Genomic DNA, 25,722 nt, shown 5'->3' with positions numbered 1-25,722 from the left:
GTCAGCCCCTACCGGGTCAGACTCAGGCACGATTCAGGCGTCGGCTTCTCGACGCCGCTTTTTTGCCGGAATCGTGCCCATGATGTTACGTGTCAGCCATCCGGAGCGCCCGCTGGTCTACGCTTGTTCGGGATGCTCAAATGCCGCTCAGATAACCAATTATCTGGCCGTCAAGCTGGACCGAATGGGTCTGGCCGAGATGGCCTGCGTGACGGGCATCGCTGCCGGCATCAGTCACGTCCTGCGTATCGCCCGCTCAGGGCGTCCGATCATGGTGCTCGACGGCTGCCACCTGGCCTGCGCCCGGCAGTGCCTCGAAAACCAGGGCATCACCCCCGACCGCCACATGGTCATGACCCGACTCAGCACCCAGATGCGCTATCACAAGGACTACGATCCGCTTGAAGCGGAACGCCTCGCCGAACAGGTGGTGTTTGCCATCACCGAAATGCGCTCGGAAACCGCCGGGCAACACGCCTGAAGCGCTTTTGCGCCCGCCAGCACTTGCGCGTTTGACCGATTCGTAACAATCTTACGGTCTCAGGTGCCGGGGAATCCGCAATGCACTTCCTAAACAATGCAGCCGCACCGAGTGCATCAGACCAATTTCAAGAGGGATAAGACACGATGACCACAACCGTGAAGCAGGTGCTTGAAATCAAGGGCGCCCATGCCCATGCCGTCACGCCGAATGCCACCGTCCTTGAAGCGCTGACCCAGATGGCCGAACGCGACATTGGCGCCGTGCTGGTGCTTCAGGAAAGCAGTCTGGTCGGGATCTTCACCGAGCGCGACTATGCCCGCAAGGTCGCCCTCAAGGGGCTGTCGTCCAAGGACGCCCTGATCAAGGACCTGATGACGCCGAACGTATGCACCATCACGCCCTCGCACACTATCGACGAAGTCATGTCGATCATGACGCAGAACCGCTTCCGCCATCTGCCGGTCGTTGATCACGGAAAGATTTGCGGCATCATCACCATTGGCGACGTGGTCAAATCTGTCATTGCCGAACACGAAGCAACCATTCAGCACCTCTCGAGCTACATTTCGGGCGACATCGCCAGTTAAGACGCGCACGCTGGACCCTACGGCCCGCTTGGCGGGCCGTTTGCATTTCAGGCGCCCCCTGCTCCCAGCCGCCCGAAAAACCAGTTTCCAGGGATAGCCAATATCGGCAAAGCACGCATAACCACAGGGGTTTTGGGGGCATTTCACCCGCGGCTTATCCCCCATCAAGTTGACTCGTATCAATGCCGCGCGCCGGCCGTACGCGCACCATGCGCCCCAAGCTGTGCTGTACAGCGATATCCAATGGGGAGGCTCCATGAGCGGTACATTTACCAAATCCATGGCGCGAAACATCTTTTACGGGGGAACAGTATTTTTCGTCCTCCTGTTTCTCGCGCTGTCCTTCGACACAATGAAGGAACTACCAAAACGCGACAACCGCGCCAACTTGACCGAATCAGTGATCAACGGCAAGAAACTGTGGGAAGTCAACAACTGCATCGGCTGTCACTCGCTGCTGGGCGAAGGTGCTTACTTTGCACCGGAGCTGGGCAATGTGTACCCTCGCCGCGGCCCTGAGTTCATCAAGGCCTGGATTCAAGCGATGCCCACCGGGGCCCCCGGACGTCGCCAAATGCCGAACTTCGGATTCACCGACAAGGAGTTGGATGATCTCGTGGCGTTCCTGAAGTACAGCTCCGAAATCAACACTGCCAACTGGCCGCCAAACATCGAAGGCTGATTCCGGCTATCTGACGAAATCTGAGGAGATTTAACATGCAATACAAATCCCAGGCCGTCGCGAAGCCGTATTTCATTGCGGCCATCGCGCTATTTACCGGGCAAATCCTGTTCGGCCTGATCATGGGCCTGCAGTATGTGGTCGGTGATTTTCTGTTCCCTGAAATTCCGTTTAACGTTGCTCGGATGGTGCACACCAATCTGCTCATCGTGTGGCTGCTGTTCGGTTTCATGGGTGCAGCGTACTTCATGATTCCGGAAGAAACCGAGACCGAGCTGTACTCGCCAAAACTGGCCATCGCCATGTTCTGGATCTTCCTGGTCGCCGGTGCGCTAACCATCGTCGGTTACCTCACGGTGCCCTACGCCACGCTAGCCAAGATGACCGGCAACGACATCCTCGCCACCATGGGTCGGGAGTTCCTTGAACAGCCGCTCGTCACGAAGATTGGCATTGTGGTTGTCGCCCTTGCCTTCCTCTTCAACCTCTCCATGACCATGCTCAAGGGCCGCAAGACGTCCATCGGCCTGGTACTGCTGCTGGGTCTGTGGGGTCTGGCGATCTTCTTCCTGTTCTCCTTCTACAACCCGCACAACCTCGTGCTGGACAAGTTCTTCTGGTGGTGGGTTGTTCACCTCTGGGTGGAAGGCGTTTGGGAACTGATCCTCGGCGCGTTGCTGGCCTTCGTGCTGATCAAGGTGACGGGTGTCGACCGCGAAGTGATCGAGAAGTGGCTGTATGTCATCATCACCCTGGCACTGGTCAGCGGCATCATTGGTACGGGTCACCACTACTTCTGGATTGGTACGCCTGAGTACTGGCAGTGGTGGGGTTCGATCTTCTCCGCACTGGAGCCGATCCCCTTCTTCGCCATGACCGTGTTCGCCTTCAACATGGTGAACCGCCGTCGCCGCGACCATCCGAACAAGGCTGCCACCCTGTGGGCCCTCGGTACGGGCGTGATGGCCTTCCTGGGCGCTGGCGTGTGGGGCTTCCTGCACACCCTGGCACCAGTGAACTACTACACCCACGGCACGCAAATCACCGCGGCTCACGGCCACATGGCCTTCTACGGCGCCTACGCCATGGTCGTGCTGTGCATCATCAGCTACGCCATGCCGATCCTGCGTGGCCGTGCTGCCAACAGTGCCAAGGCGCAAGTGATGGAAATGTGGAGCTTCTGGCTGATGACCGTTTCGATGGTCTTCATCACGCTGTTCCTGACCGCCGCAGGTATCGTGCAAGTCTGGCTGCAGCGCTTCAGCGACACGCCGATCGCGTTCATGGCAGCTCAGGACCAGATCAGCCTGTTCTACTGGATGCGTGAAGTTGCAGGCGTGTTCTTCCTGATCGGTCTGTTGGTCTACATCGCCAGTTTCTTCGTGAAAGGCGAGACGAAAGCCGCCGCTTAATCAGCGAGGCCATTAGTCACAGGGGCGGTCCTCACGGACCGCCCCTTTTCTTTTCGAGAGCGCGCCTCAACCCGATGCATCAACGCCGTCTACCGCTGACGCAGCAAGCCCACGCACCGTTTCGATCACTCAAGTTCCAGTGACGCGCGTCGTTATTACTAGCGATATGTTTCATCGGCGCGCCGGATCGCGCCCGCTGCCATCGTCGCAGGCAAGCTGAAAGCTATGCCTGCACCCGATCAAAAGGCTCGTCGCCCATGCGTCACTTGCTCACGCCGCGCCGCGTCCGCCGGTCCGCCCTTGTCATCAGCGTGATGCTGGGCAGTCTGTCGGCACTGGCGGCGCCCGCCGCCAGCGACACCTTGTTCGACGCCGACATCGACACGCTCGTACAACTCGAAACCGTCGTTGACTCGGGACGCTTTCCGCAACAACGGATCCACGCGCCCTCGCGCGTCACCATCGTCACCGCGCAACAGATCGAAGCCTACGGCTACCGCACGCTGGCCGATGTATTGCGAAGCATGCGCGGCCTGTACACAACATACGATCGCAATTACCACTACCTGGGCGCACGCGGTTTCGCACGCCCCGGCGACTACAACACCCGGGTCATGATCCTGGTCGACGGCGTGCGTCTGGCCGACCCGGTATATAGCCAGGGGTCAATCGGCGGCGCCTTCCCGGTCGACATGTCCCTGATCAAACGCGTCGAATTCTTGCCCGGGCCGGGTTCCGCGGCCTATGGCAACAACGCGCTGCTGGGCGTCATCAACGTGGTGACCCGAGACCCAGTGCCCGGCAGCAACAAGAATATTCGCCTCGAAGCGGGCAGCGAAGGGCACACCGGCGGCCAGGTCACGCTGGATCAGAGTCTGAGCGCCAACGCTCGCCTGCTGCTGTCAGCGAGCCGCACGCGCTCGAGCGGCGCCACTCACGACTACCCCGAATTCGACAGCCCGCAAACCAACTTCGGACGCGCCGAAAACCTCGACGGCGAAGCACGCAACCGCCTGCTCGCCAAGCTTCTGGTCGACCAATGGCGACTCCAGCTCATCGCCAGCCAGCGCACCAAGAGCGTCCCCACCGGGGCCTTCGATCAGCTGTTCAACGACCGACGCAGCCGCACTGAAGATGATTACCTGATGCTGTCGGCTGCGCGTGAATTCACGCCCTCGGACAGCAGCACCGCGAGCATTCAGGCCACCTACAACCAGTACGACTACGTCGGCTACTACCCCTACGACTACCCGCCCGTGACCCTGACCGAAGACAGCGCGCAGGGGCAGCGATTCGGCCTCGAAGGGCAGTGGATCAAGCGCGTAACGGATCAGCACACGCTCCGCGCCTGGGGTGAATTCTTCTATGACGCTCAGATCGACCAAGGCAACGCCGACGTCGCCCCCTATGTCGAGTATCTGAACGATCAGCGCCAGGGCCGACGCTGGGGCCTGTTCATTGAAGACGAATTCGCTTTCGCGCCACGCTGGCAGTTCAACCTCGGCCTGCGCTGGGATCGCCAATGGACCGGTAATGTCACCGCGCATCCTCGCCTGGGCCTGATCCATCGATACAGCGACACCACCACGCTCAAATTGCTCTACGGCAGCGCCAGCCGTGCCCCGACGGCCTACGAGCGCTACTACGCCATTGCCGGCTTCAACACTGCCAATCCGAATCTCAAGCCCGAGACCATACGCACTGTCGAAGCGGTATATGAGTATCAAGCCGACGGCCTCCACCTGTCCGGTTCAGCGTTTCGTTACCGGATATCCGATCTCATCGGCAGCCAGACCGACCCAAACGACGACACCGTGAGCTTCCAGAACCAGTCGCCCGCGACCGCACAGGGGTTTGAGCTTGAGGGCGAGCTGGCGCGGGTCAACGGCGACCGCCTCCGGCTGAGCTACACCTGGCAACACAGCCGCGACGAGGGCACCGGAAAATCACTGACCAACGTTCCCCGTCACATGATCAAAGCCAACTGGCTCAGCCACTGGACACCCAAGCTGAAGTCGGGGGTCGAAGTGCAATACGAGAGCCGGCGCGACACGCTCAACGGTGGCCACACGGGCGGACGCACCCTCCTCAACGTCAACCTCGTCAGCCGCCATCTGCCCGGAGGCGCCAGCCTGAGCGTGCTGGCAAGCAATCTGCTCGATAAGCGCTATGCCGAACCCGCCTCGCTGGATCACCGGCAAAGCCGGCTCCTTCAAGACGGCCGCCAACTCTTTGTGGTCGTCAACTGGCCGCTCTGACACGGCCAAACGCGGGCAAGGACACCGGACGCCGGGGTAATCGTCCGCACAGGTTTCACCGACCGACCGTCCTCACCACGCTAAAGCCCAGCGCCTTTACTACCGTTCACACACCAAAGGCCCAAGCCTTTTTTCACGCCTCAGCACACCCGTGCCACAACGCACTTACCGAGGACGCCTTCTGGACACCATGCGTCGGTCGCTTCCATTTCGTTCGATTCCGCTCAGTGCGCGGATTGCCTTCGGCGCGGTCGCCCTGATCATGCTGGCCGCACTCGGGCTGGTGCAACTCATTGCCAGCGACCAACACGCGCGGCTCATGAGCAGCCACCACACCGCGTTGAGCAAAACGCTTGAGTACAACGGCGAAGCGCTCCGCGGCAATATCACCGACATTCGCAGCAGCGTCGCATTCCTGGCCGGACTGCCACCGATTTCCGGCATCGCCCGTGCGCTAGACAACAAGAATCTGGACCCCGTCACGGGCGACAGCCTGACTGACTGGCGCCAACGACTTGAGCTGGTCATGTCGCGCTATGCAGAAGGCAATCCCAACTATCTGACAATCCGCCTGCTATCGACTGGTGGTAATTTTCAAGAGCAGGTTCGCGTTGAGCGCCGTGGCGGCGCCATCGTGATCCTGCCGGCCGAAGAACACCCGCACAACATCGATGCGCACTTCCTGAAAAGCGCGGCAATGCTCACACCGGGCGAGGTATTACTCTCCCGGATCAGTCTCGATGAAATTGGCACCGCAAACGACACACCGGCACCCCGTTTTCTGCAAGCGGCCACGACCGTCATCACCCCGAGCGGAGAGGTCTTTGGCATTTTGGTCGTCGACGTCGCCTTCGCCCAACTCACCGAGGCCGTACTCAACAACCTGCCCGACCGTGTTGACGCCTATCTTGCCGACAGCGATGGACACTACCTGTACCCGCCGGGTGCGCCAGCCATCGGGGCACCCAACAGCGCGTCTCGCGACACCTGGATGCAGCAATTCCCGGGTCTGGGCGTGACGCCCCATGAGGTGACCCGCGCCAAAGCTTCGCTCATCGACACACCGGTCGGTTCGATGCTGGCCATCGGCAGCACGATCCGCGTTGGCCCCGCGCAACCCTCACTCACACTCATCTACGCGCTCCCGGAACGCGTGATCACCGAAGGCTTGGCCCGGTCGCAAAGCAAGGCCGTCATCGGTGTCGGCATCGGCTCCTTGCTCGTCGCCGGGTTGCTGGTGTGGATGATCCGACGCACCTTTGTGCCGCTCGCGCAACTGGCTCACGTCGGCGAAGCGATGGCGCACGGGCGCTACGACACGCCGCTGCCTGACTTGAGCGGCAGCGAACTGAGCGGCCTCGGCGAAGCCTTTACGGCCATGCAGGTGAACATCGCCCAACGCGAAGCGGAATTCCGCGCCGTCACCGCCACCTCGGCCGATGCCTTCTGGGCGCTCGACATGGACGGCAAGATTGTCGACGTCAACCGCGCCTGCGAACGCCTGCTCGGCTACGCGCGCGCCGAACTGCTCACGCTGCGCCTGAGCAACCTCGATACAGGAAAAAGTGCTCAAGAGCTTCTCGCCCAGATACGCGAAATCGTGGCCGGCGGTGGCGGGCTGATCGTGACCGAGTACCAACACAAGTCCGGCAAAAAGATTCCGGTGGAAATCACCGTCAGCCACTGGCCCATTGCGGGCGGCCGTCTGTTCGGGTTTGTGCGGGACATCACCGAACGGCGTCATGTTGAGGAAGCGGTGCGACAAAGCGAGGAGCGCTACCGCCTGCTCTTTGCCAACAGTCCGCAACCCATGTGTTTGTTCGACGAAAACAGCCTGCATTTTCTCGACGTCAATGATGCTGCCGTTGCCCACTATGGCTTCAGCCGCGCCGAGTTCCTCTCCATGACACTGCTCGACCTGCATCCGGTGCACGACGTACCGCGGCTGATCAAGGCAATCGAGCGCACGCCCTCAGGCCGCATGTCTGGGGAATACCAACACCGCACACACGATGGACGCACCCTGGATTGCGTCATGTGGACCGAGCGCATGCAAACCGCCACACGCACCGAACGCGTCGCGCTCATCCACGACATTTCCGAACGCAAACGCGCCGAACACAGTCTGCACCTGTACGCCAACATTTTCGAACGCAGCGGCGAGGCGATTGTCATTTCTGACATTCGCAACAACATCGTTGCGGTGAATCCTGCATTTACCGAGCTCACCGGCTATTCACAGGACGAAGTGCTCGGCAAGAACCCCAAGATCCTCGCCTCTGGCACCACCTCGCCCGAGACTTACCGCGACATGTGGCTCGCCTTGCAAGACACCGGGTTCTGGCAGGGCGAGCTGGTCGACCGGCGCAAGGACGGCAGCACCTATCCCAAATGGGCGGCCATCTCCGTCATCCGCAACGACGCGGGCGAAATCGCCCATTACATGGCCAGCTTTACCGACATCAGCGATCGCAAGGCCGCCGAAGAGCGCATCGCCTACCTCGCCCACCATGACGATCTGACCGGCCTGATCAACCGCTACAGTCTGGAACATCGCCTCAAGCAAGCCATCCACGCCACGCGCCGCGACGGACGCCATCTGGCGGTGATGTTCATCGACATGGATCGCTTCAAGCTGATCAACGACACCCTCGGCCACCATGTGGGCGACAAGCTGCTGCAGGAAGTCGCCAACCGGTTGCGCGACTGCGTGCGCGAAAGTGACATTGTGGCGCGTCTGGGCGGCGACGAGTTTGTTGTCGTGACCACCTCACTCGGCGCACCGGTGGACGCGCTCTCGGTCGCCCGCGATATTCGCGAATCACTCGCCCGCCCGTATGTGCTCGAAAACACACCACTGCATTCGAGCCCCAGCATCGGTGTTGCGGTCTTTCCGGACGACGGCCGCGACACCGACAGCCTGATGAAAAACGCCGACACGGCCATGTATCACGCCAAAGAGCAAGGCCGCAACAACGTCCAGTTCTTCACCGCGGCCATGAATGCTGCCGCTGCCGAACGCATGACGCTCGAGACCGAGCTGCGCACCGCGCTGGACAACCAGCAATTCGTACTGCACTACCAGCCCCAGGTCGAAACCCAAAGCCAACAACTGTGCGCGGTCGAAGCCCTGATTCGCTGGCAGCACCCTACCCGAGGCCTCGTGCCGCCGATGCGTTTCATTCCGATTGCTGAAGAAACCGGCATGATCGAAGCGATCGGTGCCTGGGTGCTGGACGAAGCCTGTCGGCAACTCGCCGAATGGCGGCAAGGCGGCATGCATGTCAGCCGCATGGCGGTCAATCTGTCGGCCTGCCAGCTACGCTCGCCAAACCTGATCGCGCAGGTGCAATCCACCCTGAAACGGCACCGGCTCGACCGGGGCGACCTGGAACTCGAAATCACCGAAACAACGGCCATGGCCAACCCGGAGCATGCCATTGCGCAGCTTCACGGTCTGCGCGAGTCGGGAGTGCTGCTCGCGATCGATGACTTTGGTACGGGGTACTCGTCGCTGGCCTATCTCAAACGCCTGCCGATCCAGACGCTCAAGCTCGACCGCAGTTTTGTGCGCGACATCGAGACCGACCCCAACGACGCCGCGATCAGCGCCGCCACGCTGGCACTGGCGCACAGCATGGGGCTCAAGGTCGTTGCCGAGGGAGTCGAAACCGAGGGACAGCGCCACTTTCTGGCCACCCACCGCTGCGACGTGTTGCAAGGCTACATGTTTGGCAAGCCCGAGCCGGCCGAGGTCTGGCGGGCGCGCTGGCAAGCCGCCGCTGCCCAGGCCTCCGATCCGATTCTCTGAGGAGCGGCGCGCAACAAAGCTGTCACGCCCCGCCCGGCAGCGCGCTCAGCCAGCCGCCACCCGTTGCCCGATATGCGCCAGCGCCGCGTCCACCTGGTCGATCAGGATCAGGCACAGATCGTCGGCCTCAAGTCGCTCAAGCGCCGCGTCAATGGCCAGAAACTCGCCATAGATTTCATCGACCCGCGAGGTACGCGTTGCCGAGGCCAGACCCTCGCGCAGCAAGCGCAACACCTCGCCATCGGCGCGACCGCGCTGGCAGGCGTCTTCGTAAAGAATCACATCATCAAAGGCATCGCCCAGCATGCGGGTCTGCGCGCTGATGTCGTCATCGCGACGGTCGCCCGCGCCGCTGATCACCACGCTGCGCCGCTTGCCCGGCATCGCCTCGACCGCACGCACCAATGCCGCAATGGCGTCGGGGTTGTGGCCATAGTCGGCAATCACCGTCGCGCCGCGATGGCGGAACACGTTGAAACGCCCCGGCGCCGACTGTGCAGTGCTCTCGAAGGTTTCGAGCGCACGGTCGATCACCGCCCAGTCAACACCCAGCGACCACGCCGCGGCCATCACCGCCATCACATTCTCGACCTGGAAGGGAATCGCCCCGGCCAGGGTGAGCGGCACCCGCGCCAGTGACAGCCGATGCACCACCTCGCCTTCCACGGCACACAAATCGTCGCCCTCGCGCACCACGACGCAATGCCCTTGTGCCCGATGCAAGGCGGCCGCCGGCGCATCCGCCTGACTGGCAAAAAACACCACCTTGCCGGGGCTGAACGGCGCCATCGCCACGGTATGCGGATCGCAGGCATTGAGCACCGCGGTGCCCGTGGGCGCCACGTTCTGGACAATCACCCGCTTGAGGACCGACAACTCCTCGACCGAGTTGATGTAATTCAGACCCAGGTGATCGCCCACGCCGATGTTGGTCACAATCGCCACATCGCACATGTCGAAACCCAGGCCCTCGCGCAGCATGCCGCCGCGCGCACATTCGAGCACCGCCGCATCCACTTCGGGATGGCTCAGCACATTGCGCGCACTCTTCGGCCCGCTGCAGTCACCGGTATCGGTGCAGCGGCCATTGACGTGCACGCCCTCCGTGCCGGTAAAACCGGTGCGATAGCCAGCCTGCGTCAGCAGATGTGCCATCAGCCTCACGGTGGTGGTCTTGCCGTTGGTGCCGGTCACCGCGACGATCGGAATCCGGCCGTTGTCGCCATTGGTATAGAGCATGTCGACCACGGCCTGACCGACGTCGCGCCCCTTGCCAAAACTGGGCGACAAGTGCATGCGCAGACCGGGCGCCGCGTTGACTTCAACAATGCTGCCGCCCTGCTTCTCGAGCGGCTGGCCGACCGTTTCACACACCACGTCAACGCCGCAGATATCCAGCCCGATCATCTGCGCCGCTTCGATCGCCCGTGCAGCGACCTCGGGGTGAACGTCGTCGGTCACGTCGGTCGCGGTGCCGCCGGTCGACAGGTTGGCGTTGTTGCGCAACACCACCCGCGCACCGCGCGGCGGGACAGCATCCGGCGTGTAGCCCTGGAGCTGCAGCCGGGCGATCGCGATTTCATCGAAGCGAATCTTGGTGAGCGAGGTGGCATGGCCCTCGCCCCGACGCGGATCGGCGTTCACGATGTCGACCAACTCGCGCACGGTATGCACCCCGTCACCAATCACATGCGGCGGATCGCGTCGCGCGGCGGCTACCAGCGTGTTGCCCACCACCAGCAAACGGAAGTCGTGACCGGGGCTGAAGCGCTCCACCATCACCGCGTCGCTGTAGTCGCGTGCCGCGTGATAGGCCACGTTCAGGTGGTCGCGCGTGAGGATATTGACCGTCACGCCCTTGCCCTGGTTGCCGTCCTGCGGCTTGACCACCACGGCACCACCAATTTCGCACATGGCGGCCCAGGCATCATCGGCGTCCGTCACCGGACGGCCATCCGGCGTCGGTGCGCCGGCGGCGCGCAGCAACTGCTTGGTGAGCTCCTTGTCCTGCGCGATCGACTCGGCAATGGCCGAGGTCGAGTCGACCTCGGCTGCCTGGATGCGGCGCTGCTTGCTGCCCCAGCCAAACTGCACCAGCGAACCATCGGTCAGGCGACGGAACGGAATGCCTCGCGCCACCGCGGTGTGCACGATCGAGCCCGTGCTGGGTCCGAGGCGGATGTCCTCATCCAGCGCATGCAACTGGGCCACCGCAGCGTCCAGGTCAAAAGCCGCATCGGCCAGCGCGGCAGCCACAAGCTGTTCAGCAAACTCGAAGGCCAGCCGACCCACGGCTTCTTCGGTGTACTCGACCACGACCTGAAACACGCCGCGTTCGACCGTCGCATTGCAGCGCACGAAGGACACCGGGCAGCCCGCTTCGGCTTGCAGGCCAAGCGCGGCAAAACCGAGCACATGCGCCAGCGAGATGTCACCCAGATGCCCCACCGGCCGCATTGCACCGATGGTGGGGAAGCGCTCGCGCAAACGCGCTTCAAAACCGGGCAGATCGCCCAGCGACAATTCGGTATCAGCGCACTGCACCAGCGCTTCAAAGCTGGTCAGGCGGCTCCACAGGTTCGGGCCGCGCAGGGCACGCAGACGATTTATTTCCATGAGGTAAATCCTTTATTGACGCGTGCTCAGGCGCGCTCGGGCGCACGATAGGTATCCAGGGCGGCATGCACCAAATCGTCGGCCAGACCGGCCGCCAGTGCCGCCGCGACGCCGGCAATGGCCCAGCGCGGGTCCAGCACGGCGATGCCCGGCGCTGAGCGCTGACCGATGACTTTGTGATCAGCGGCGCGACCGACCACAATGGCGTCGTCGGCCAGCCACACACCCGCTCCGCCGGCAGCCAGATGTGCCGCAAGGACCGGCGAGTCACGCTGCGTGCTGTAGAACCACACCGCACCGTCACACAGCTCGGCCAGCCCCGCCACCATGGTGTCATCGGCGTTGAGCACCGCGGCGCCCGACGGCAGCACCAGGTCAACCTGGGTGCGCCACACATTGCGCAAGTGCGCGTCTTCCTGGATATGCCAGTCGGCCAGGGCCGACGGCACACCGGCGGTGGTCACCACCCCCACCGCGCAGCGGTCATACGGCATGCCTTCGTCGAGAATGACCACCGGGCCATTCTCGATGACCACCGCTTCAACGTTGCGATTCATCAACACGCGACGGCCCGAATCCCAACTGGCGCCATTGCGATCGGTCACCAGACGGCCACCCATCCACAAGCCATCCTCGCAGGCCAGGCCCACGTAACGGCCATCGCTTTGCAGCAGCCAGGCCACCAGATGCGCAATTTGCGCACGCCCCTCGGCACCGCTCACACCAACCACCGGCACACGACCAGAGTCGCCCTCAGGGAAAAGATGCGCCACGATCGCCTCGCCCACCGGCTGTGCTTCACCGCTGGCGGGTTTCAAATGCATCAACAAACCGGGGCCCGCGTTAACTTCGACCACCGCGCCACCCTGCGCACGCAAGGGTTGGTCGATGGACGAACACACCAGATCGACCCCGGCAATATCCAGACCAATCACCTTGACCGCCAGCACCGCATCGGCGGCAACGTCAGGATGCACCTGCGCGGTGACATCCGCCGAGAAATTGGCATTGCGCTGAATGAGCACGCGCTCGCCTGCGGCGGGCACGGACGCACAATTGAATCCCTGCCGTTCGAGCTCAAGCACGACGGTCGGGCAAATATCCAGCGAAATCACATCCAGCGGAAACGCTTCGTCACTGCCGCGACGCGGGTCGGTATTGAGTTGGCTGTCGATCAAGGCCTCGACCGTGCTCACGCCGTCGCCGACAACACACACCTCTTCGCCCCGGCAGGCCGCCACCACGCGATCGCCGACCACCAGCAAACGGTGCTCCACGCCCGCGATGAACTGCTCGACCATCACGCCGCTGCCTTCGCTGTCAGCCACTGCCCAGGCCGCTTCAATGGCCTCGCGCGAATCGAGCGCCATCGAGACGCCACGGCCATGGTTACCGTCGGTGGGTTTGACCACCACCGGCAAGCCGATGTCTTCCGCCGCCGCCCAGGCGGCTGCCGGAGAGTCGACGATCTCGCCGGCAGGCACGGGAATGCCACAGGCCGAAATCAGTCGCTTGGTCAGATCCTTGTCGCTGGCAATGCCTTCGGCGATCGCGCTGGTGCGATCGGTTTCGGCCGTCCAGATGCGTCGCTGGCACACGCCGTAACCCATCTGAATCAGGTTGCCACCGGTCAAGCGCACCGTCGGGATGCGTCGCTCATAGGCAGCATCGACAATGCACGCCGTGCTCGGCCCCAGTGCGCGCTTATCGACCTGCGTGCGCAAATCCGCGACCGCCGCTGCCACATCGAAAGCTGCGTCGTCAATGGCCGCCTGCAGTAATTGCAGGCCCACGTCGAGGCAGGCCCGGCCAATGACTTCGGTTCGCGAACGGAACGCCACCTTGTAAATGCCGCGCTCGGGCGTCATGCGCGCTTTGCCAAAACCTTCGGGCACCCCGGCCATGCCGTGCAGCTCGATCACCACGTGCTCAAGAATATGCGCCGCCCAGGTGCCTTCGCGCAGGCGCTCAAGAAAGCCGCCCCGCTCGCCAATGCCGCAACGATGCTCGATCAGGCCGGGCAGCCACGCTGTCAGACGTTCGTACAAACCGGGAATCAGATTCGACGGCGCGTCTTCCAGATCATGAATGTCCACCCAGGCCTCGATCACCGGACGGTACGTCCAGATGTTCGGGCCGTCGAGATAACGCACACGGAGTACTTGCAGGGTTCGATTAGTCATCGTCGGAGAAACGTCCGCCATGTCGGGGTTTGAGGAAGTATCGCCAGACGGCAACACAACGCAGCCGGCGCGTATCATAGCGACTGCAGCGCTCGATTTTACGGCACCACCGACATATTCTTTTGTGAGTAATTGAAAGTGCTCAATCCTTGCTGTAGCAAGGGCGTATAGTTCGCTGCCCCGCGCTGCAGCACAAGTGCTGCACACTGCCACTCGTTGCATGTTGACCAACACCATGGCCACCGCCGACACCGCCTCGACACCGCCTCTGCCCGCTCCGTGGCACACCTATCTGCAAAGCGCTCTTGCGCCCGATGAAAGCATCGAAGCCTGGCTGACGCTCGACCTCGACGACACGCTGCGCTTCGGCGATTCGGTGCTGGTGCTCACCGGCCGACAATTGATCGCCTGTGCCACCGACGGCCAGATTGCCGCCTGGCCGCTGGACGCCACGTTTGAATTGCACGCCCATGACCACGCCGGTGTCGGCAGCCTCACGCTTCAGGACGACACCGCCCGACGGGCCATCTGGCGCTTCACGCTCACCCAGAATCCCGCCGCGCTGCGCTTCAGCCGTCGCTTTGACCAAGTCCTCGACGCCCTGCGCGAGGGCCGCGAGGCCGGGCCCGTGCCGGCGGTGCTGTGCGCCCAATGCCAGGCCCCGCTGCCGCCCGACGAAGACGACTGCCCAGCCTGCTCGGGCAGCATCGACCAGCCGCCCTCAACCTGGACGCTGTTTCGTCTGTGGCGCTTCGCCCGCCCCTACAAAGGCCAGTTGCTCCTCGGCTTTTTGCTCACGCTGGCCGCCACCGGTGCCACGCTGGTGCCGCCTTACCTGACCATGCCACTGATGGACAACGTGCTGATTCCGTATCAGAACGGTCAGCAGATCGACACCTCGCTGGTCGTGCTCTATCTCGGCGGGCTGCTCGGATCGGCGGTGGTGGCCTGGGGTCTGGGATGGGCCCGCACCTACATCCTGGCGCTGTTCTCGGAACGCATCGGTGCCGACCTGCGCACCACCACCTACGACCACCTGCTGCGCCAATCGCTCGAATACTTCGGCAACAAGCGCACCGGCGACCTGATGGCGCGCATCAGCTCCGAGACCGACCGCATCTGCGTGTTCCTCTCGCTGCATGCGCTCGACTTTGCCACCGACGTGCTGATGATCATCATGACCGCGATCATCCTCGCCTCGATCAACCCATGGTTGGCGCTGGTCACCCTGGTGCCCCTGCCCTTCATTGCCTGGCTGATCCATCTCGTGCGCGACCGCCTGCGCACCGGCTTCGACAAGACCGGCCGGGTGTGGGGCGAGATCACCAGCGTGCTGGCCGACACCATTCCCGGCATCCGCGTGGTCAAAGCCTTTGCACAAGAAAAACGCGAGTCGCAGCGCTTCCGCGAAGCCAACCGCGTCAACCTCGAAGCCAATGACAAGCTCAACCGCGTGTGGTCGGTGTTCTCGCCGACCGTGGCGCTGCTCACCGAAGTCGGTCTGCTCGTGGTGTGGGCCTTCGGTATCTGGCAAGTGGCCAACAACGACATCACCGTTGGCGTGCTGACCGCCTTCCTGGCCTACATCGGACGCTTCTACGGCCGCCTCGACTCCATGAGCCGGATCGTCTCGGTTACCCAGAAAGCCGCCGCCGGCGCCAAGCGCGTGTTCGACATTCTCGACCACGCCTCCAGCGTCCCCGAGCCGACCAACCCGGTGCACCTCAAAGGCGTGCAAGGGCAGATCACCCTGGCCAATGTCGGCTTCCGCTACGGCAACCGCGCCGTGCTGCGCGATGTCGATCTGGTCATCCAGCCCGGCGAGATGGTCGGCCTGGTCGGCCACAGCGGCTCGGGCAAGAGCACGCTGGTGAACCTGATGTGCCGCTTCTACGACGTGAGCGAAGGCGCCATCCGCATCGACGGCACCGATGTGCGCTCGGTGCCGGTGGCCGAATACCGCCAGCACATCGGCCTGGTGCTGCAAGAGCCCTTCCTGTTCTTCGGCACCATCGCCGAGAACATCGCCTATGGCCGTCCCGATGCCAGCCGCGACGAAATCGTTGCCGCTGCCCGCGCCGCCCATGCCCATGAATTCATCCTGCGCCTGCCGCAGGGCTACGACTCGCTGGTCGGCGAGCGCGGCCAGGGCCTGTCCGGCGGCGAGCGCCAGCGCATCTCGATTGCCCGCGCACTGCTCATCGACCCGAAGATCCTGATCCTCGACGAAGCCACCAGTTCGGTGGATACCGAGACAGAGAAGGAAATCCAGAAGGCGCTCGACAACCTCGTGCGTGGCCGCACCACCATCGCCATCGCCCACCGCCTGTCCACCCTGCGCAAGGCCAATCGCCTGGTGGTCATGGACCGCGGCCGCATCGTCGAAGAAGGCGATCACGACACCCTGATCGAGCGCGGCGGATTCTACTGGCGCCTGTATGAAGCACAACAGCGCCAGGTCGAAGGCGAAGTACTGACGCCGACCATCACGCCCGCCATGCCAAGCGCCCACACCGCCGGCATCGCCGCCGAGCCGGCGCTCAAGTGAGCACGCACATGACGACACCCGCCATGGATTTCACCCTGACACGCGACGCCTTCGGGCATCTGAGCCTGACCGACGCCGCCGGCGAGCGCCACGACCATGTTCAGGTCGTGCGCGCCTTCCCCATCGCCGCGCCCGACGAAGGCATTTCGGTGCTCAGCGCCGAGGGTCACGAACTGGCCTGGATCACCCATCTGAACCAGACCGACCCAGCCACCCGCCAGCTGCTCAACGAAACCCTGGCAGCACGGGATTTCATGCCCGTCCTCAAGCGGCTCAAAGCGGTGTCGAGTTTTGCCACGCCCAGCACCTGGGACGTCGACACTGACCGCGGTCCCACCCGGTTCGTGCTGCGCGGCGAAGAGAACATTCGCCGCCTGCCCGATGAGATGCTGATGATTGCCGACGAACATGGCATCCAGTACCTGATCCGCCACCTCCCGGCGCTCGACGCGCACTCGCGCAAACTGCTCGACCGCTTCCTCTGATCCGTTTCGACGCGAAGCGGCTCAGCGGATACCAGCGCGGCGCTGGTGCATCCGCACGTAGGCGGTAATATGCGCCACATCGTCCGGCGTCACGCCCGGCACGGGCAGCATGTCGCCAAACTGCCAATGGTGCGCGCGCGTCCCGTTCTTTGCCGCCAGCTGGAATGCGATATCGCCATGATGCGACGGCTCGTAGATCCGATGCACCAGCGGCGGCCCCTTGTCGCTACCGTCAAGCTGCACACCATGGCAACTGGCACAGTTCTTCTCGAACAGAGGCTTGCCCATAGTGGGGTTGGGCATCAGCCCCGGCGAGGGACTGGGCACCTGCATGCCCTGCGCCACGGCGGTACCCGCCATCATCAAGCCCAGCGCCACAACCGCCGCGCGTTCGATCATCCTGTTTTCTCCCTGTGTCAGCGATGGCGGCGGCCGGCACCTGGCGGCGGAGCCGAACAGCAGCCATGGGGTCGCCCGCGCGCATGGGCGCGGGCGTTCTCCGTCATCCAGGCGCGCAGCGCGTCATGCCAACGCTGCCACCAGCGCTTCGGTTTCGCGTCGTTCGACATGCCTTGCGTCCCTTGACGCTATTGGGCGGGTTTGCCCATGGGGCTGCGCCCGCCCCCCATGTTTTGCATCATCATCTGCATCATGTCCATGCGCTGCTCCATCTGATGCATACGCTGGCCCATGTCACCCATCATGTTGTTCCCCATCATTCCGCCCTGCATCATCGGGCAGCCGGACGCACCCATCGGCATGCCCTGCCCCATGGTCTGCTGCATGGTCTGCATATGTTCGGCCATGGCGGCCTGCCGCTCGGCGTCCGATTTTGCGCCGGCGATGCGGTCGATCTGCGCGCGCATCATGTCCATGCGCGCCGCCATCATGTCCGCGCCCGGCATCTGCGCGTTCGCTTGGGGTGAATCCGGGTGATGGGCCGCATCGGCCAGGATGGGCGTCGACACCAACACGCCCAGACCAACAACTACTGCTGCGATCGTTTTCATGACGGCTCTCCTGTGACGAGTTCAACACCAGACTAGTCCTCCCACGCCAACACCGACCTGTCACGAAAATGACATTCCCGTCATCTTCGTGACGGCGCAGCGGGCTGGATGAATAAAAAGGCGGCCATCCGGCCGCCTGGCTTCTGAGAATCCGCCGGCGCTTACGGCGCGATCCGAAGCAGCGCGCCGACACGGGCCGTCTCGTTCCCCACCATGGTGATGGCACGGCCATCTGCCGCTTTCATGGTTGCCCCGGCCGGCATGAAGACGGGCTGACCGTAGCGCCCCTCCATGCCCATCTTGCCGTCGGCAAAGATGTGCACCGTCTGTCCGTCGGCAAGCGCGACGGACTTGTCGAGCCCGGTCGTGCCCACGGCAATGGCCGAGGTGCTGGCGAGAGTAGCGAGGGCGGCGATAAGAATGACGTTTTTCATGGTTCGGCTCCTTGTCCTTGCGTTTAAGTTTTCCGGTTGATGTCGTTCAACCGCGGCGCCAGTATCGATGCCGACTTCCGTCGGCCCGATGACCTGGGCATGACGTTTGCGCAAGGAAGATGACCATCCTGTCATGGGGAGATGCCGGGATCGATTTCCAGCGCGGACATCTTTCATATGGGTCGTTCGTGTCTCCTGGCAAGATGCCGCAGACAGCGCTTTCCTGTTCACACGCTTGCTGCTGCGACATGAATTCCGAGTGATCGCTGGTGGAAAGCCTTCTGGCAGGGCCGTACGACGTCGCCACTTCTCTGCAGACGGAGATGACATTTTTGTCATCCAGAAGTCATGTCACGGTTGCCCGGGGCCGAGAAGAATGAAGTCATCGTCAGCCCCCCAAGGAACCGCCATGGACACCGCGAATCCGAACGCACGGCACGGCGCTCGCCGGCCTCGCAGTCCCGCACGTCGTACTTGGTGGGTCTTCGGCGGTTTTGCCGCCATTGCGCTGGTCATGCTCGGCATCGAGCACCGCGTGCACCTGCTCGGCGGGTTGCCATGGCTTTTCCTCCTCGCCTGCCCGCTGATGCATGTGTTCATGCACGGGGGTCACGGCCATGGCGGCAAGGACGCCGGGGACGAAAAATGAGCGATACCGCTTACGGGCTGTGGTCGCTGGTCGTGATCAACGCTGCGATCTTCATCTTGTTTGCCTTCAGCTTCTTCAAACCACGCACCGCACGCGACTGGCGCACGTTTGGCATGTTTTCCGCGTTTCTCGTTGCCCTGTTCACCGAGATGTACGGCTTCCCGCTCACCATCTATCTCTTCTCCGGCTGGCTGGGACAGCATTTTCCGGGAATCGATTTTCTGGCGCACGACGCTGGCCACCTGCTGGAGATGATATTCGGGTCGCGCACGAACCCGCACTTCGGCCCCTTCCATCTGCTCTCGACGGTGTTCATTGGCGGTGGATTCTGGCTGCTCGCAGCGGCCTGGCGGGTGCTCTACACCGCCCAGGCAAGCGGCCAGCTCGCCACCACCGGCCCCTACGCCCGGGTGCGTCATCCGCAATATGTGGCCTTCGTGCTGATCATGATCGGCTTCTTGCTGCAGTGGCCGACGCTGGTCACGCTGGTGATGTTTCCGATTCTGCTGCTCGTCTATATCCGGCTCGCCCGACATGAAGAACGCGAGTCCTCTGCCCGCTTCGGCAACGCCTGGAATCGCTACGCGGCAACAACACCCGCCTTTGCTCCGCGTTGGCGAACCAAGCCCGGCGCGCCGACCTCCAAGCATCACAAAACGCATCCGCCGAGAAATGAGGAACGTCCCCATGAACGCACATGATTCCGCCCCGAACGGACATCACAGCCATGGCACCGCCTGCCGTCATGAACACAGCAAGGCGCCCTCCGACGCCCATCACGCACATGCGGAGACACCGCTAACGGACCCTGTATGCGGCATGACCGTGTCGCCCGATGCCGGCAAGCCGACCGCCCGGCACGAGGGGCAGACCTATCATTTTTGCTCCAGCACCTGCCATGACAAGTTCGTAGCCGATCCGGCGCATTACCTCGCCGGCGCGCACCGGACTGCCAAGCCGACCCCCAAGGGCACCAAGTACACCTGCCCGATGCACCCGGAGATCGTGCGCGACGCCCCGGGCGAATGTCCGAAATGCGGCATGGCGCTGGAGCCGATGGGGGTGCCACCGTCCGCCGACGAGGGCACGAACCCCGAACTGGTCGACTTTCGCCGCCGCTTCCGCGTCGGTGCCGTATTGACGGCCCCGCTGCTGATCCTGACCATGGGCCCGCTCGTCGGGCTCGGCGTGTTTCGGGACATGCTCGGCGAGCGCGCAGCGCTGTGGGCCGAGCTGTTGCTGGGTTCCCCGGTGATCCTGTGGGCCGGCTGGCCGTTCTTCGCGCGCGGCGTCAAGTCGGTGCTCAACCGAAGCCTGAACATGTTCACGCTGATCGCACTCGGCGTGGGATCCGCCTACCTGTTCAGCGTGGCGGCCGTGCTGGTGCCAGGCATCTTCCCCGCCGGGTTCCGGAATGCGCAAGGGCATGTCGGGGTGTACTTCGAGGCGGGCGCCGTCATCGTGGTCCTGGTGCTGCTCGGCCAGTTGATGGAACTTGGTGCCCGCGAGCGCACCGGCTCGGCCATCCGCGCCCTGCTCGATCTCGCCCCCAAGACGGCACGGCGGGTCGGTCCCGACGGGCAGGAAGAAGAAATCCCGCTCGACGACATCGCCGTGGGCGACCGGCTGCGCGTCCGCCCCGGCGACAAGGTGCCGGTCGACGGTGTCGTGCTCGAAGGCCGTTCGTCAATCGACGAGTCGATGATCTCGGGCGAGCCCGTGCCGGTCGAGAAGACCGAGGGCGACGAGGTCACCGGCGCCACGCTCAACGGCACCGGTTCGCTCATCATCGAAGCCCGGCGAGTCGGCGCCGACACGCTGCTGTCGCAGATTGTCGACATGGTCGCCAACGCCCAGCGCTCGCGCGCTCCGATCCAGAAACTCGCCGATTCGGTGGCCGGCAAGTTCGTCCCGACAGTGGTCGGCGTCGCGGTGCTCGCCTTCGTCGCGTGGGCAGCGTGGGGCCCAGCACCAGCACTTGCCTATGCGCTGGTCTCTGCCGTCGCGGTGCTGATCATCGCCTGCCCCTGCGCACTCGGGCTGGCCACGCCGATGTCGATCATGACAGCCACGGGGCGCGGCGCACAGGCGGGTGTGCTGATCAAGAACGCCGAGGCGCTGGAGCGTTTTGCCAAGGTGGACGTGCTGATCGTCGACAAGACCGGCACGCTCACCGTGGGCAAGCCCAAGCTGGTGGCGGTGCTGGCGGCGCACGACCATGACGAGAACGAGGTGCTGCGCCTCGCGGCCAGCCTGGAGCGGGGTTCGGAACATCCACTGGCCGAGGCCATCGTCAGCGGCGCCGAAGACCGGGGCATCACGCTGGCCAAGGCCGAGGCCTTCGAGGCGATTACCGGCAAGGGCGTCTCGGGCACGGTGGACGGCACCGCCGTGGCGCTGGGCAATGCCAAATTGCTCGAACAGCTCGGGGTGGATGCCCGGCGCGACATGGACGAGGCCGACCGCCGCTGCGATCAGGGCGAGACCGTGATGTTCGTGCTGATCGGCAAGGACATCGCCGGCCTCGTCTGCGTGGCCGATCCGGTCAAGGACAGCACGCCGCAGGCGCTCAAGGCATTGCACGCGCAGGGCTTGCGCATCGTCATGGCCACTGGCGACAACGCACGCACGGCCAAGGCGGTGGCCGCGCGGCTCGGCATCGACGAGATCCGCGCCGACGTCCTGCCGGCCGACAAGGCGCGCATCGTCAAGGCGCTGCAGGCCGACGGCCTGCGGGTGGCGATGGCGGGCGACGGGGTCAATGATGCCCCCGCCCTGGCCCAGGCCGATGTGGGCATTGCCATGGGAACCGGGGCCGACGTGGCCATCGAAAGTGCCGGCTTCACACTGGTCAAGGGCGACCTGACGGGCATCGTGCGTGCGCGCAAGCTGTCGGTCGCCACCATGCGCAACATTCGCCAGAACCTGTTCTTCGCGCTGGTCTACAACGCCGCCGGTGTCCCGGTGGCCGCCGGGGTGCTCTACCCCTTCCTCGGCATCCTGATTTCCCCCATCTTCGCTGCGGCCGCCATGAGCCTGTCGTCGGTATCCGTCATTGCCAACGCCTTGCGCCTGCGCCGCGTCGACATCTCGTGAACAAGGAAACACGATGAACCCACGAGAAGCGGTCGAGAATGTCGTCTGCTCGATGCATGGCACCCGGCTCGGTCCGATGGCGGCGGATGGTGGTCATGAAGTGCACGCTGCCGGACGCGGGGCCGGCAACCGCCATCCCGCGCTGACACTTCGGCCCCTGGACGACATCGCGCATTACTCGGTCACGACGACCTTGGCGATCATCCCGACCTCCATATGCCCGGGGACCAGGCAGGCAAAATAGACACTGCCCGGCGTGTCGAACTTCCACACGATGCCGCCACGCTGCCCCGGCTTGAGGGTGATCATGTTGGGCTCCTCATGCTCCATGCCAGGGTATTTGCGCATCATCTCGGCATGAGAGGTGAGATCGGTCATCGAACCGATCACCATTTCATGCTTCATCCTGCCGGTGTTGCGGGCGAAGAAGCGGACCGTCTCGCCCGCCTTGACCGTGACGGTATCGGGCGAGAAATGCAGCCTGTCGTCCATCAACACGTCGATGACCTGAACGATGTCATCCGGCGCGCCGGGCACGCCGGATGCGTGCACTTCGGCATCGGCCATGGCCGCGACAGGCGCCAGGCTCAAGGCGATCACGGCAAGCATTGTCTTCATCTTCTCTCTCCACGAACGGGGCATGGGCACACCATCGTTGTTTTGATCAGAACCAGAACCGCAGGCCGACCACCCAGCGCGTTTCATGTGTCGGTGCACCTTCGGCGCGGGCCAGGTCGGCGGTCTGTCCGAATTTGTTGCCCCACGCCACGCCCACATAGGGCGCGAACCGACGCGAGATCTCGTAGCGCAGGCGCACTCCGATCGAAGCGTCGGTCAGCCCACTGCCCAGTCCGTTGGCCTCGTCCTTCTTGCCATAGAGGTTGAACTCGGCGCGCGGCTGAAGCACGAGGCGCTGGGTCAGCGGCAACTCATACTCCGCCTCGACACGCAGGGCCGTTCGCCCCGCCGCCCCCACGTAGGCGGTGGCATCCAGCTCGAACCAGTACGGGGCCAGGCCCTGGAGGCCAACCGCCAGCCAGGTGCGATCCGGGCCTTCGCCAGTGTCGTGGCGCAGCCCGAGTTGCGCATCCCAGTAGCTGACAACGGCGTGCCCCCAGAGCAGTTCGGTACGCGCCTCCTCGAGGCGACCGTCGGCGTAGTCGCCTTCGGCCTTGACCACGAAGCGGTCGTAGTCGCGTCCGAACCAGGCCTGCGCATCGAAGGCTGTGGAGGTGGCCGTGCGGGTGTCGACCCGTTCGAGCCGATCGACCAGCAGCATGCCGAAGCTGTGTTCATCCGCCAGACTCAGTTGCCGCGGGCCGGCCAGCGCATATTGGCCGCCGTCCAGCGTGAATCCGCCGGCGTAGCCATGGGGATCGCGCGCATCGGCCGGCGCGGGGCCACCTTGCATCTTCATGCCGCCATGGTCCATGGCTGCCGTCGGCTCGGCGGACGGCGCCGAGGTCTGCATCTGCGGCTTGCCGGCGGCCGGCATGTCGTGTCCTTCGTGCGCCCCCGCGGCGAAGGCGGCCGACGGGGCCGCGCCAAGCGCGGCAAGCGAGAGGGCGATCACCGGCAAGCGCTTCATGGGGTTTCCTCTGCAAGTCGTTTTCGTCATGCCACCACCACCTGGCGGAACATGCCCGCGTCCATGTGGAACATGAGGTGACAATGCCAGGCCCAACGCCCGAGGGCGTCGGCCGTCACCAGGAAGCTGACGCGCTGCGCCGGCTGGACCGGAATGGTGTGGCGCCGCACGAGGAATTCACCGTCGGCGTTTTCAAGCTCGCTCCACATGCCGTGCAGATGCATGGGGTGCGTCATCATGGTGTCGTTGTGCAGGATGACGCGCACCCGCTCGCCGTAGCGCAGATGTACCGGCGTCGACTGGCCGAACTCCAGGCCATCGAACGACCAGGTGTAGCGCTCCATGTTGCCGGTCAGGTGCAGCTCGATCTCGCGCTCCGGGCCGCGCGGGTCGATCGGACCACCAACGGTGGACAGGTCGGCCAGCGTGAGTACGCGCCGCCCGTTGTTGCGCAGGCCAATGCCCGGGTCGTCGAGGTTGGTGCGCGGCATGTCGACACGCATGTCGGTACTCGGCCCGTATTCGGTGCGCGCATGCCGCACGATCTGGCTTGGCCGATCAAGCGGGTTGTCGCTCATCGCATGCTGGCCGTGATCCATGGCCATCGCGCCGTGATTCATGCCCGCCATGCCGTGCGGCATCGGCATCGCGCCCTGGTCCATGCCTTTCATCGCACCGGGCACGGTACCGTGCCCCATCCCCGCCATCGTCCCCATGCCGCCCATCATGTCGGCCATGGTCAGCCACTCGACCGCGTCCATCGCCGGCACAGGCGCCTCCAGCCCGGCCCGCGTCGCCAGCGTGCCGCGCGCATAGCCGCTGCGGTCCATCGCCTGGGCAAAGAGCGTGTAGGCGTCGTCCCTAGGCTCGACGAGCACGTCATAGGTCTCGCCGGGCCCGAAGCGGAACTCGTCCACCGTCACCGGCTCGACATCCACGCCATCGGACTGGATGACGGCCATCTTGAGGCCGGGAATGCGCACATCGTAAAACGTGTTGCCCGCCCCGTTGATGAAGCGCAGGCGAACCCGCTCACCCTTGCGGAACAAACCGGTCCAGTTGCCGGCGGGGGTGGTGCCGTTCATCAGGAAGGTCAGCGTCGCGCCGGACAGATCGGCCAGATCGGTCGGGCTCATGCGCATCTCGTTCCACATCTTGCGCTTGTCGATCGCCGCCTTGAGGCCGCTCGCCGACACATCGCGGAAGAAATCGACCAGCGTCGGCTGGTTGTAGTTGTAGTAGTCGCTCTGCGTCTTCAGCTTGGCGAAGACATGCATCGGGTCTTCGTCGGTCCAGTCCGACAGTAGCACCACGTAGTCGCGCGCCGCGCGCACCCGCTCTCCATCGCGCGGTTCGACGATGAGCGCGCCGTACATGCCGGTCAGCTCCTGCATGCCGGAGTGCGAGTGGTACCAGTAGGTGCCGGCCTGCTCGAGCCTGAAGCGATAGGTGAAGGTCTCCCCCGGCGCGATGCCGGCGAAACTGATGCCCGGCACCCCATCCATCTGATACGGCAGGATGATGCCGTGCCAGTGAATCGAGGTCGGAACGCGCAGGCGGTTGGTGACGCGAATGGTGACTTCATCACCTTCGCGCAGGCGCAGCGTAGGCGCCGGAATCGATCCGTTGATGGTCGTGGCCATGCGCACGCTGCCAGTGAAATTGACCGGCGTTTCATCCACGACAAGGGCAATCTCGCGTCCGCTCAGGACCGGAGCATCTCCGACAGAGGTGTGCCTTTCTCGCGCAAATGCCGGCAAAGAGAGGCCCGAGCATGCGGCGAGTACGCCGCCGGCAGCAAGGCCCTGGACGAACCGGCGGCGGCTGGGGCCCACCGTCCTTATTGGGGGGAACCGGAGTGGGAACATACATGCTCCTT

The 25,722-nt window shown here is 63.8% G+C and carries 19 protein-coding genes; 11 read left to right on the top strand and 8 right to left on the bottom strand.

Annotated features, from left to right (window positions below; genetic code table 11):
• Window positions 1–79: 79 nt before the first annotated feature.
• The 6 genes from FHP91_RS00470 to FHP91_RS00445 all read left to right on the top strand — a co-directional run bounded on the left by FHP91_RS00470 (window position 80) and on the right by FHP91_RS00445 (window position 9,234).
• The gene (locus FHP91_RS00470) at window positions 80–481 is read left to right on the top strand and encodes a putative zinc-binding protein (RefSeq protein WP_222105065.1); all 402 of its coding nucleotides are present in this window, start codon (window positions 80–82) and stop codon (window positions 479–481) included.
• A 146-nt stretch (window positions 482–627) separates the two neighbouring features.
• Entirely contained in the window at window positions 628–1,071 is a 444-nt protein-coding gene (locus tag FHP91_RS00465; RefSeq protein ID WP_144307739.1) for a CBS domain-containing protein, read from the top strand.
• 256 nt (window positions 1,072–1,327) lie between these two features.
• Window positions 1,328–1,753 carry a c-type cytochrome gene (locus FHP91_RS00460; protein WP_144307738.1) on the top strand — a complete coding sequence of 142 codons (426 nt, stop codon included), beginning with the start codon at window positions 1,328–1,330 and terminating at the stop codon, window positions 1,751–1,753.
• Window positions 1,754–1,788: 35 nt separating this feature from the next.
• Entirely contained in the window at window positions 1,789–3,165 is a 1,377-nt protein-coding gene (locus FHP91_RS00455) for a cbb3-type cytochrome c oxidase subunit I (protein ID WP_144172476.1), read from the top strand.
• Window positions 3,166–3,422: 257 nt separating this feature from the next.
• Window positions 3,423–5,423 carry a TonB-dependent receptor plug domain-containing protein gene (locus tag FHP91_RS00450; RefSeq protein WP_144307737.1) on the top strand — a complete coding sequence of 667 codons (2,001 nt, stop codon included), beginning with the start codon at window positions 3,423–3,425 and terminating at the stop codon, window positions 5,421–5,423.
• Between the two features lie 190 nt (window positions 5,424–5,613).
• Complete coding sequence (locus tag FHP91_RS00445) at window positions 5,614–9,234, top strand: EAL domain-containing protein (RefSeq protein ID WP_144307736.1); 3,621 nt, start codon at window positions 5,614–5,616, stop codon at window positions 9,232–9,234.
• A gap of 45 nt (window positions 9,235–9,279) precedes the next feature.
• Here the strand turns inward: FHP91_RS00445 and cphA are convergent, their stop codons facing one another.
• A complete protein-coding gene (cphA, locus tag FHP91_RS00440) occupies window positions 9,280–11,850 on the bottom strand; it encodes a cyanophycin synthetase (RefSeq protein WP_144307735.1) in 2,571 nt (856 codons plus the stop codon).
• A 26-nt stretch (window positions 11,851–11,876) separates the two neighbouring features.
• Window positions 11,877–14,033, bottom strand: coding sequence for a cyanophycin synthetase (locus FHP91_RS00435; protein WP_144172462.1), 2,157 nt, complete (start codon window positions 14,031–14,033; stop codon window positions 11,877–11,879).
• 220 nt (window positions 14,034–14,253) lie between these two features.
• On the opposite strand from FHP91_RS00435, the gene FHP91_RS00430 reads away from it, so the two are divergent.
• Together FHP91_RS00430 and FHP91_RS00425 are read left to right on the top strand one after the other, a co-directional pair.
• On the top strand, window positions 14,254–16,581 hold the full coding sequence (locus FHP91_RS00430; protein WP_144307734.1) for a cyanophycin metabolism-associated ABC transporter: 2,328 nt from the start codon (window positions 14,254–14,256) through the stop codon (window positions 16,579–16,581).
• Between the two features lie 8 nt (window positions 16,582–16,589).
• On the top strand, window positions 16,590–17,066 hold the full coding sequence (locus FHP91_RS00425) for a cyanophycin metabolism-associated DUF1854 family protein (protein WP_186301395.1): 477 nt from the start codon (window positions 16,590–16,592) through the stop codon (window positions 17,064–17,066).
• 21 nt (window positions 17,067–17,087) lie between these two features.
• Here the strand turns inward: FHP91_RS00425 and FHP91_RS00420 are convergent, their stop codons facing one another.
• The 3 genes from FHP91_RS00420 to FHP91_RS21050 all read right to left on the bottom strand — a co-directional run bounded on the left by FHP91_RS00420 (window position 17,088) and on the right by FHP91_RS21050 (window position 18,510).
• Window positions 17,088–17,465 carry a c-type cytochrome gene (locus FHP91_RS00420; RefSeq protein WP_144307732.1) on the bottom strand — a complete coding sequence of 126 codons (378 nt, stop codon included), beginning with the start codon at window positions 17,463–17,465 and terminating at the stop codon, window positions 17,088–17,090.
• Between the two features lie 188 nt (window positions 17,466–17,653).
• Window positions 17,654–18,076: a hypothetical protein gene (locus FHP91_RS00415; protein WP_144307731.1), complete on the bottom strand. Its 423-nt coding sequence runs from the start codon at window positions 18,074–18,076 to the stop codon at window positions 17,654–17,656.
• A gap of 161 nt (window positions 18,077–18,237) precedes the next feature.
• On the bottom strand, window positions 18,238–18,510 hold the full coding sequence (locus FHP91_RS21050; RefSeq protein WP_186301394.1) for a CopK family periplasmic copper-binding protein: 273 nt from the start codon (window positions 18,508–18,510) through the stop codon (window positions 18,238–18,240).
• Between the two features lie 409 nt (window positions 18,511–18,919).
• On the opposite strand from FHP91_RS21050, the gene FHP91_RS00405 reads away from it, so the two are divergent.
• The 3 genes from FHP91_RS00405 to FHP91_RS00395 are packed head-to-tail and all read left to right on the top strand — an operon-like array spanning window position 18,920 to window position 22,255.
• Complete coding sequence (locus FHP91_RS00405) at window positions 18,920–19,159, top strand: DUF2933 domain-containing protein (RefSeq protein WP_144307729.1); 240 nt, start codon at window positions 18,920–18,922, stop codon at window positions 19,157–19,159.
• A complete protein-coding gene (locus FHP91_RS00400) occupies window positions 19,156–19,860 on the top strand; it encodes a methyltransferase family protein (RefSeq protein ID WP_144307728.1) in 705 nt (234 codons plus the stop codon). The genes FHP91_RS00405 and FHP91_RS00400 overlap by 4 nt, the downstream gene beginning before the upstream one ends.
• Window positions 19,847–22,255, top strand: a complete 2,409-nt coding sequence (locus FHP91_RS00395; protein ID WP_246116176.1) for a heavy metal translocating P-type ATPase — start codon at window positions 19,847–19,849, stop codon at window positions 22,253–22,255. The genes FHP91_RS00400 and FHP91_RS00395 overlap by 14 nt, the downstream gene beginning before the upstream one ends.
• A gap of 174 nt (window positions 22,256–22,429) precedes the next feature.
• Here the strand turns inward: FHP91_RS00395 and FHP91_RS00390 are convergent, their stop codons facing one another.
• The 3 genes from FHP91_RS00390 to FHP91_RS00380 are packed head-to-tail and all read right to left on the bottom strand — an operon-like array spanning window position 22,430 to window position 25,711.
• Window positions 22,430–22,873, bottom strand: coding sequence for a cupredoxin domain-containing protein (locus FHP91_RS00390; protein ID WP_144307726.1), 444 nt, complete (start codon window positions 22,871–22,873; stop codon window positions 22,430–22,432).
• A 46-nt stretch (window positions 22,874–22,919) separates the two neighbouring features.
• The gene (locus FHP91_RS00385; protein ID WP_246116175.1) at window positions 22,920–23,843 is read right to left on the bottom strand and encodes a copper resistance protein B; all 924 of its coding nucleotides are present in this window, start codon (window positions 23,841–23,843) and stop codon (window positions 22,920–22,922) included.
• A gap of 26 nt (window positions 23,844–23,869) precedes the next feature.
• Window positions 23,870–25,711 (bottom strand): copper resistance system multicopper oxidase, encoded by a 1,842-nt coding sequence (locus FHP91_RS00380; RefSeq protein WP_144307724.1) that lies wholly within the window; start codon window positions 25,709–25,711, stop codon window positions 23,870–23,872.
• Window positions 25,712–25,722 lie beyond the last annotated feature (11 nt).

It is taken from the genome of Denitromonas halophila (assembly GCF_007625155.1).
GTDB lineage: Bacteria > Pseudomonadota > Gammaproteobacteria > Burkholderiales > Rhodocyclaceae > Nitrogeniibacter > Nitrogeniibacter halophilus.
Note: the sequence above shows the minus strand (reverse complement) of the source record. Positions and strands in the feature narration are given on the sequence as shown.

Bases quoted from the DNA above. Each gene is read 5' to 3' on its own strand.
- FHP91_RS00455 (WP_144172476.1), top strand. From the start codon at position 1,789: ATGCAATACAAATCCCAGGCCGTCGCGAAGCCGTATTTCATTGCGGCC.
- FHP91_RS00425 (WP_186301395.1), top strand. From the start codon at position 16,590: ATGACGACACCCGCCATGGATTTCACCCTGACACGCGACGCCTTCGGG.
- FHP91_RS00415 (WP_144307731.1), bottom strand. From the start codon at position 18,076: ATGAAAACGATCGCAGCAGTAGTTGTTGGTCTGGGCGTGTTGGTGTCG.
- FHP91_RS00405 (WP_144307729.1), top strand. From the start codon at position 18,920: ATGGACACCGCGAATCCGAACGCACGGCACGGCGCTCGCCGGCCTCGC.
- FHP91_RS00400 (WP_144307728.1), top strand. From the start codon at position 19,156: ATGAGCGATACCGCTTACGGGCTGTGGTCGCTGGTCGTGATCAACGCT.
- cphA (WP_144307735.1), bottom strand. From the start codon at position 11,850: ATGGAAATAAATCGTCTGCGTGCCCTGCGCGGCCCGAACCTGTGGAGC.
- FHP91_RS00430 (WP_144307734.1), top strand. From the start codon at position 14,254: ATGTTGACCAACACCATGGCCACCGCCGACACCGCCTCGACACCGCCT.
- FHP91_RS00385 (WP_246116175.1), bottom strand. From the start codon at position 23,843: ATGAAGCGCTTGCCGGTGATCGCCCTCTCGCTTGCCGCGCTTGGCGCG.
- FHP91_RS00395 (WP_246116176.1), top strand. From the start codon at position 19,847: ATGAACGCACATGATTCCGCCCCGAACGGACATCACAGCCATGGCACC.
- FHP91_RS00445 (WP_144307736.1), top strand. From the start codon at position 5,614: ATGCGTCGGTCGCTTCCATTTCGTTCGATTCCGCTCAGTGCGCGGATT.
- FHP91_RS00390 (WP_144307726.1), bottom strand. From the start codon at position 22,873: ATGAAGACAATGCTTGCCGTGATCGCCTTGAGCCTGGCGCCTGTCGCG.
- FHP91_RS00420 (WP_144307732.1), bottom strand. From the start codon at position 17,465: ATGATCGAACGCGCGGCGGTTGTGGCGCTGGGCTTGATGATGGCGGGT.
- FHP91_RS00435 (WP_144172462.1), bottom strand. From the start codon at position 14,033: ATGACTAATCGAACCCTGCAAGTACTCCGTGTGCGTTATCTCGACGGC.
- FHP91_RS21050 (WP_186301394.1), bottom strand. From the start codon at position 18,510: ATGAAAAACGTCATTCTTATCGCCGCCCTCGCTACTCTCGCCAGCACC.
- FHP91_RS00450 (WP_144307737.1), top strand. From the start codon at position 3,423: ATGCGTCACTTGCTCACGCCGCGCCGCGTCCGCCGGTCCGCCCTTGTC.
- FHP91_RS00460 (WP_144307738.1), top strand. From the start codon at position 1,328: ATGAGCGGTACATTTACCAAATCCATGGCGCGAAACATCTTTTACGGG.
- FHP91_RS00470 (WP_222105065.1), top strand. From the start codon at position 80: ATGATGTTACGTGTCAGCCATCCGGAGCGCCCGCTGGTCTACGCTTGT.
- FHP91_RS00380 (WP_144307724.1), bottom strand. From the start codon at position 25,711: ATGTTCCCACTCCGGTTCCCCCCAATAAGGACGGTGGGCCCCAGCCGC.
- FHP91_RS00465 (WP_144307739.1), top strand. From the start codon at position 628: ATGACCACAACCGTGAAGCAGGTGCTTGAAATCAAGGGCGCCCATGCC.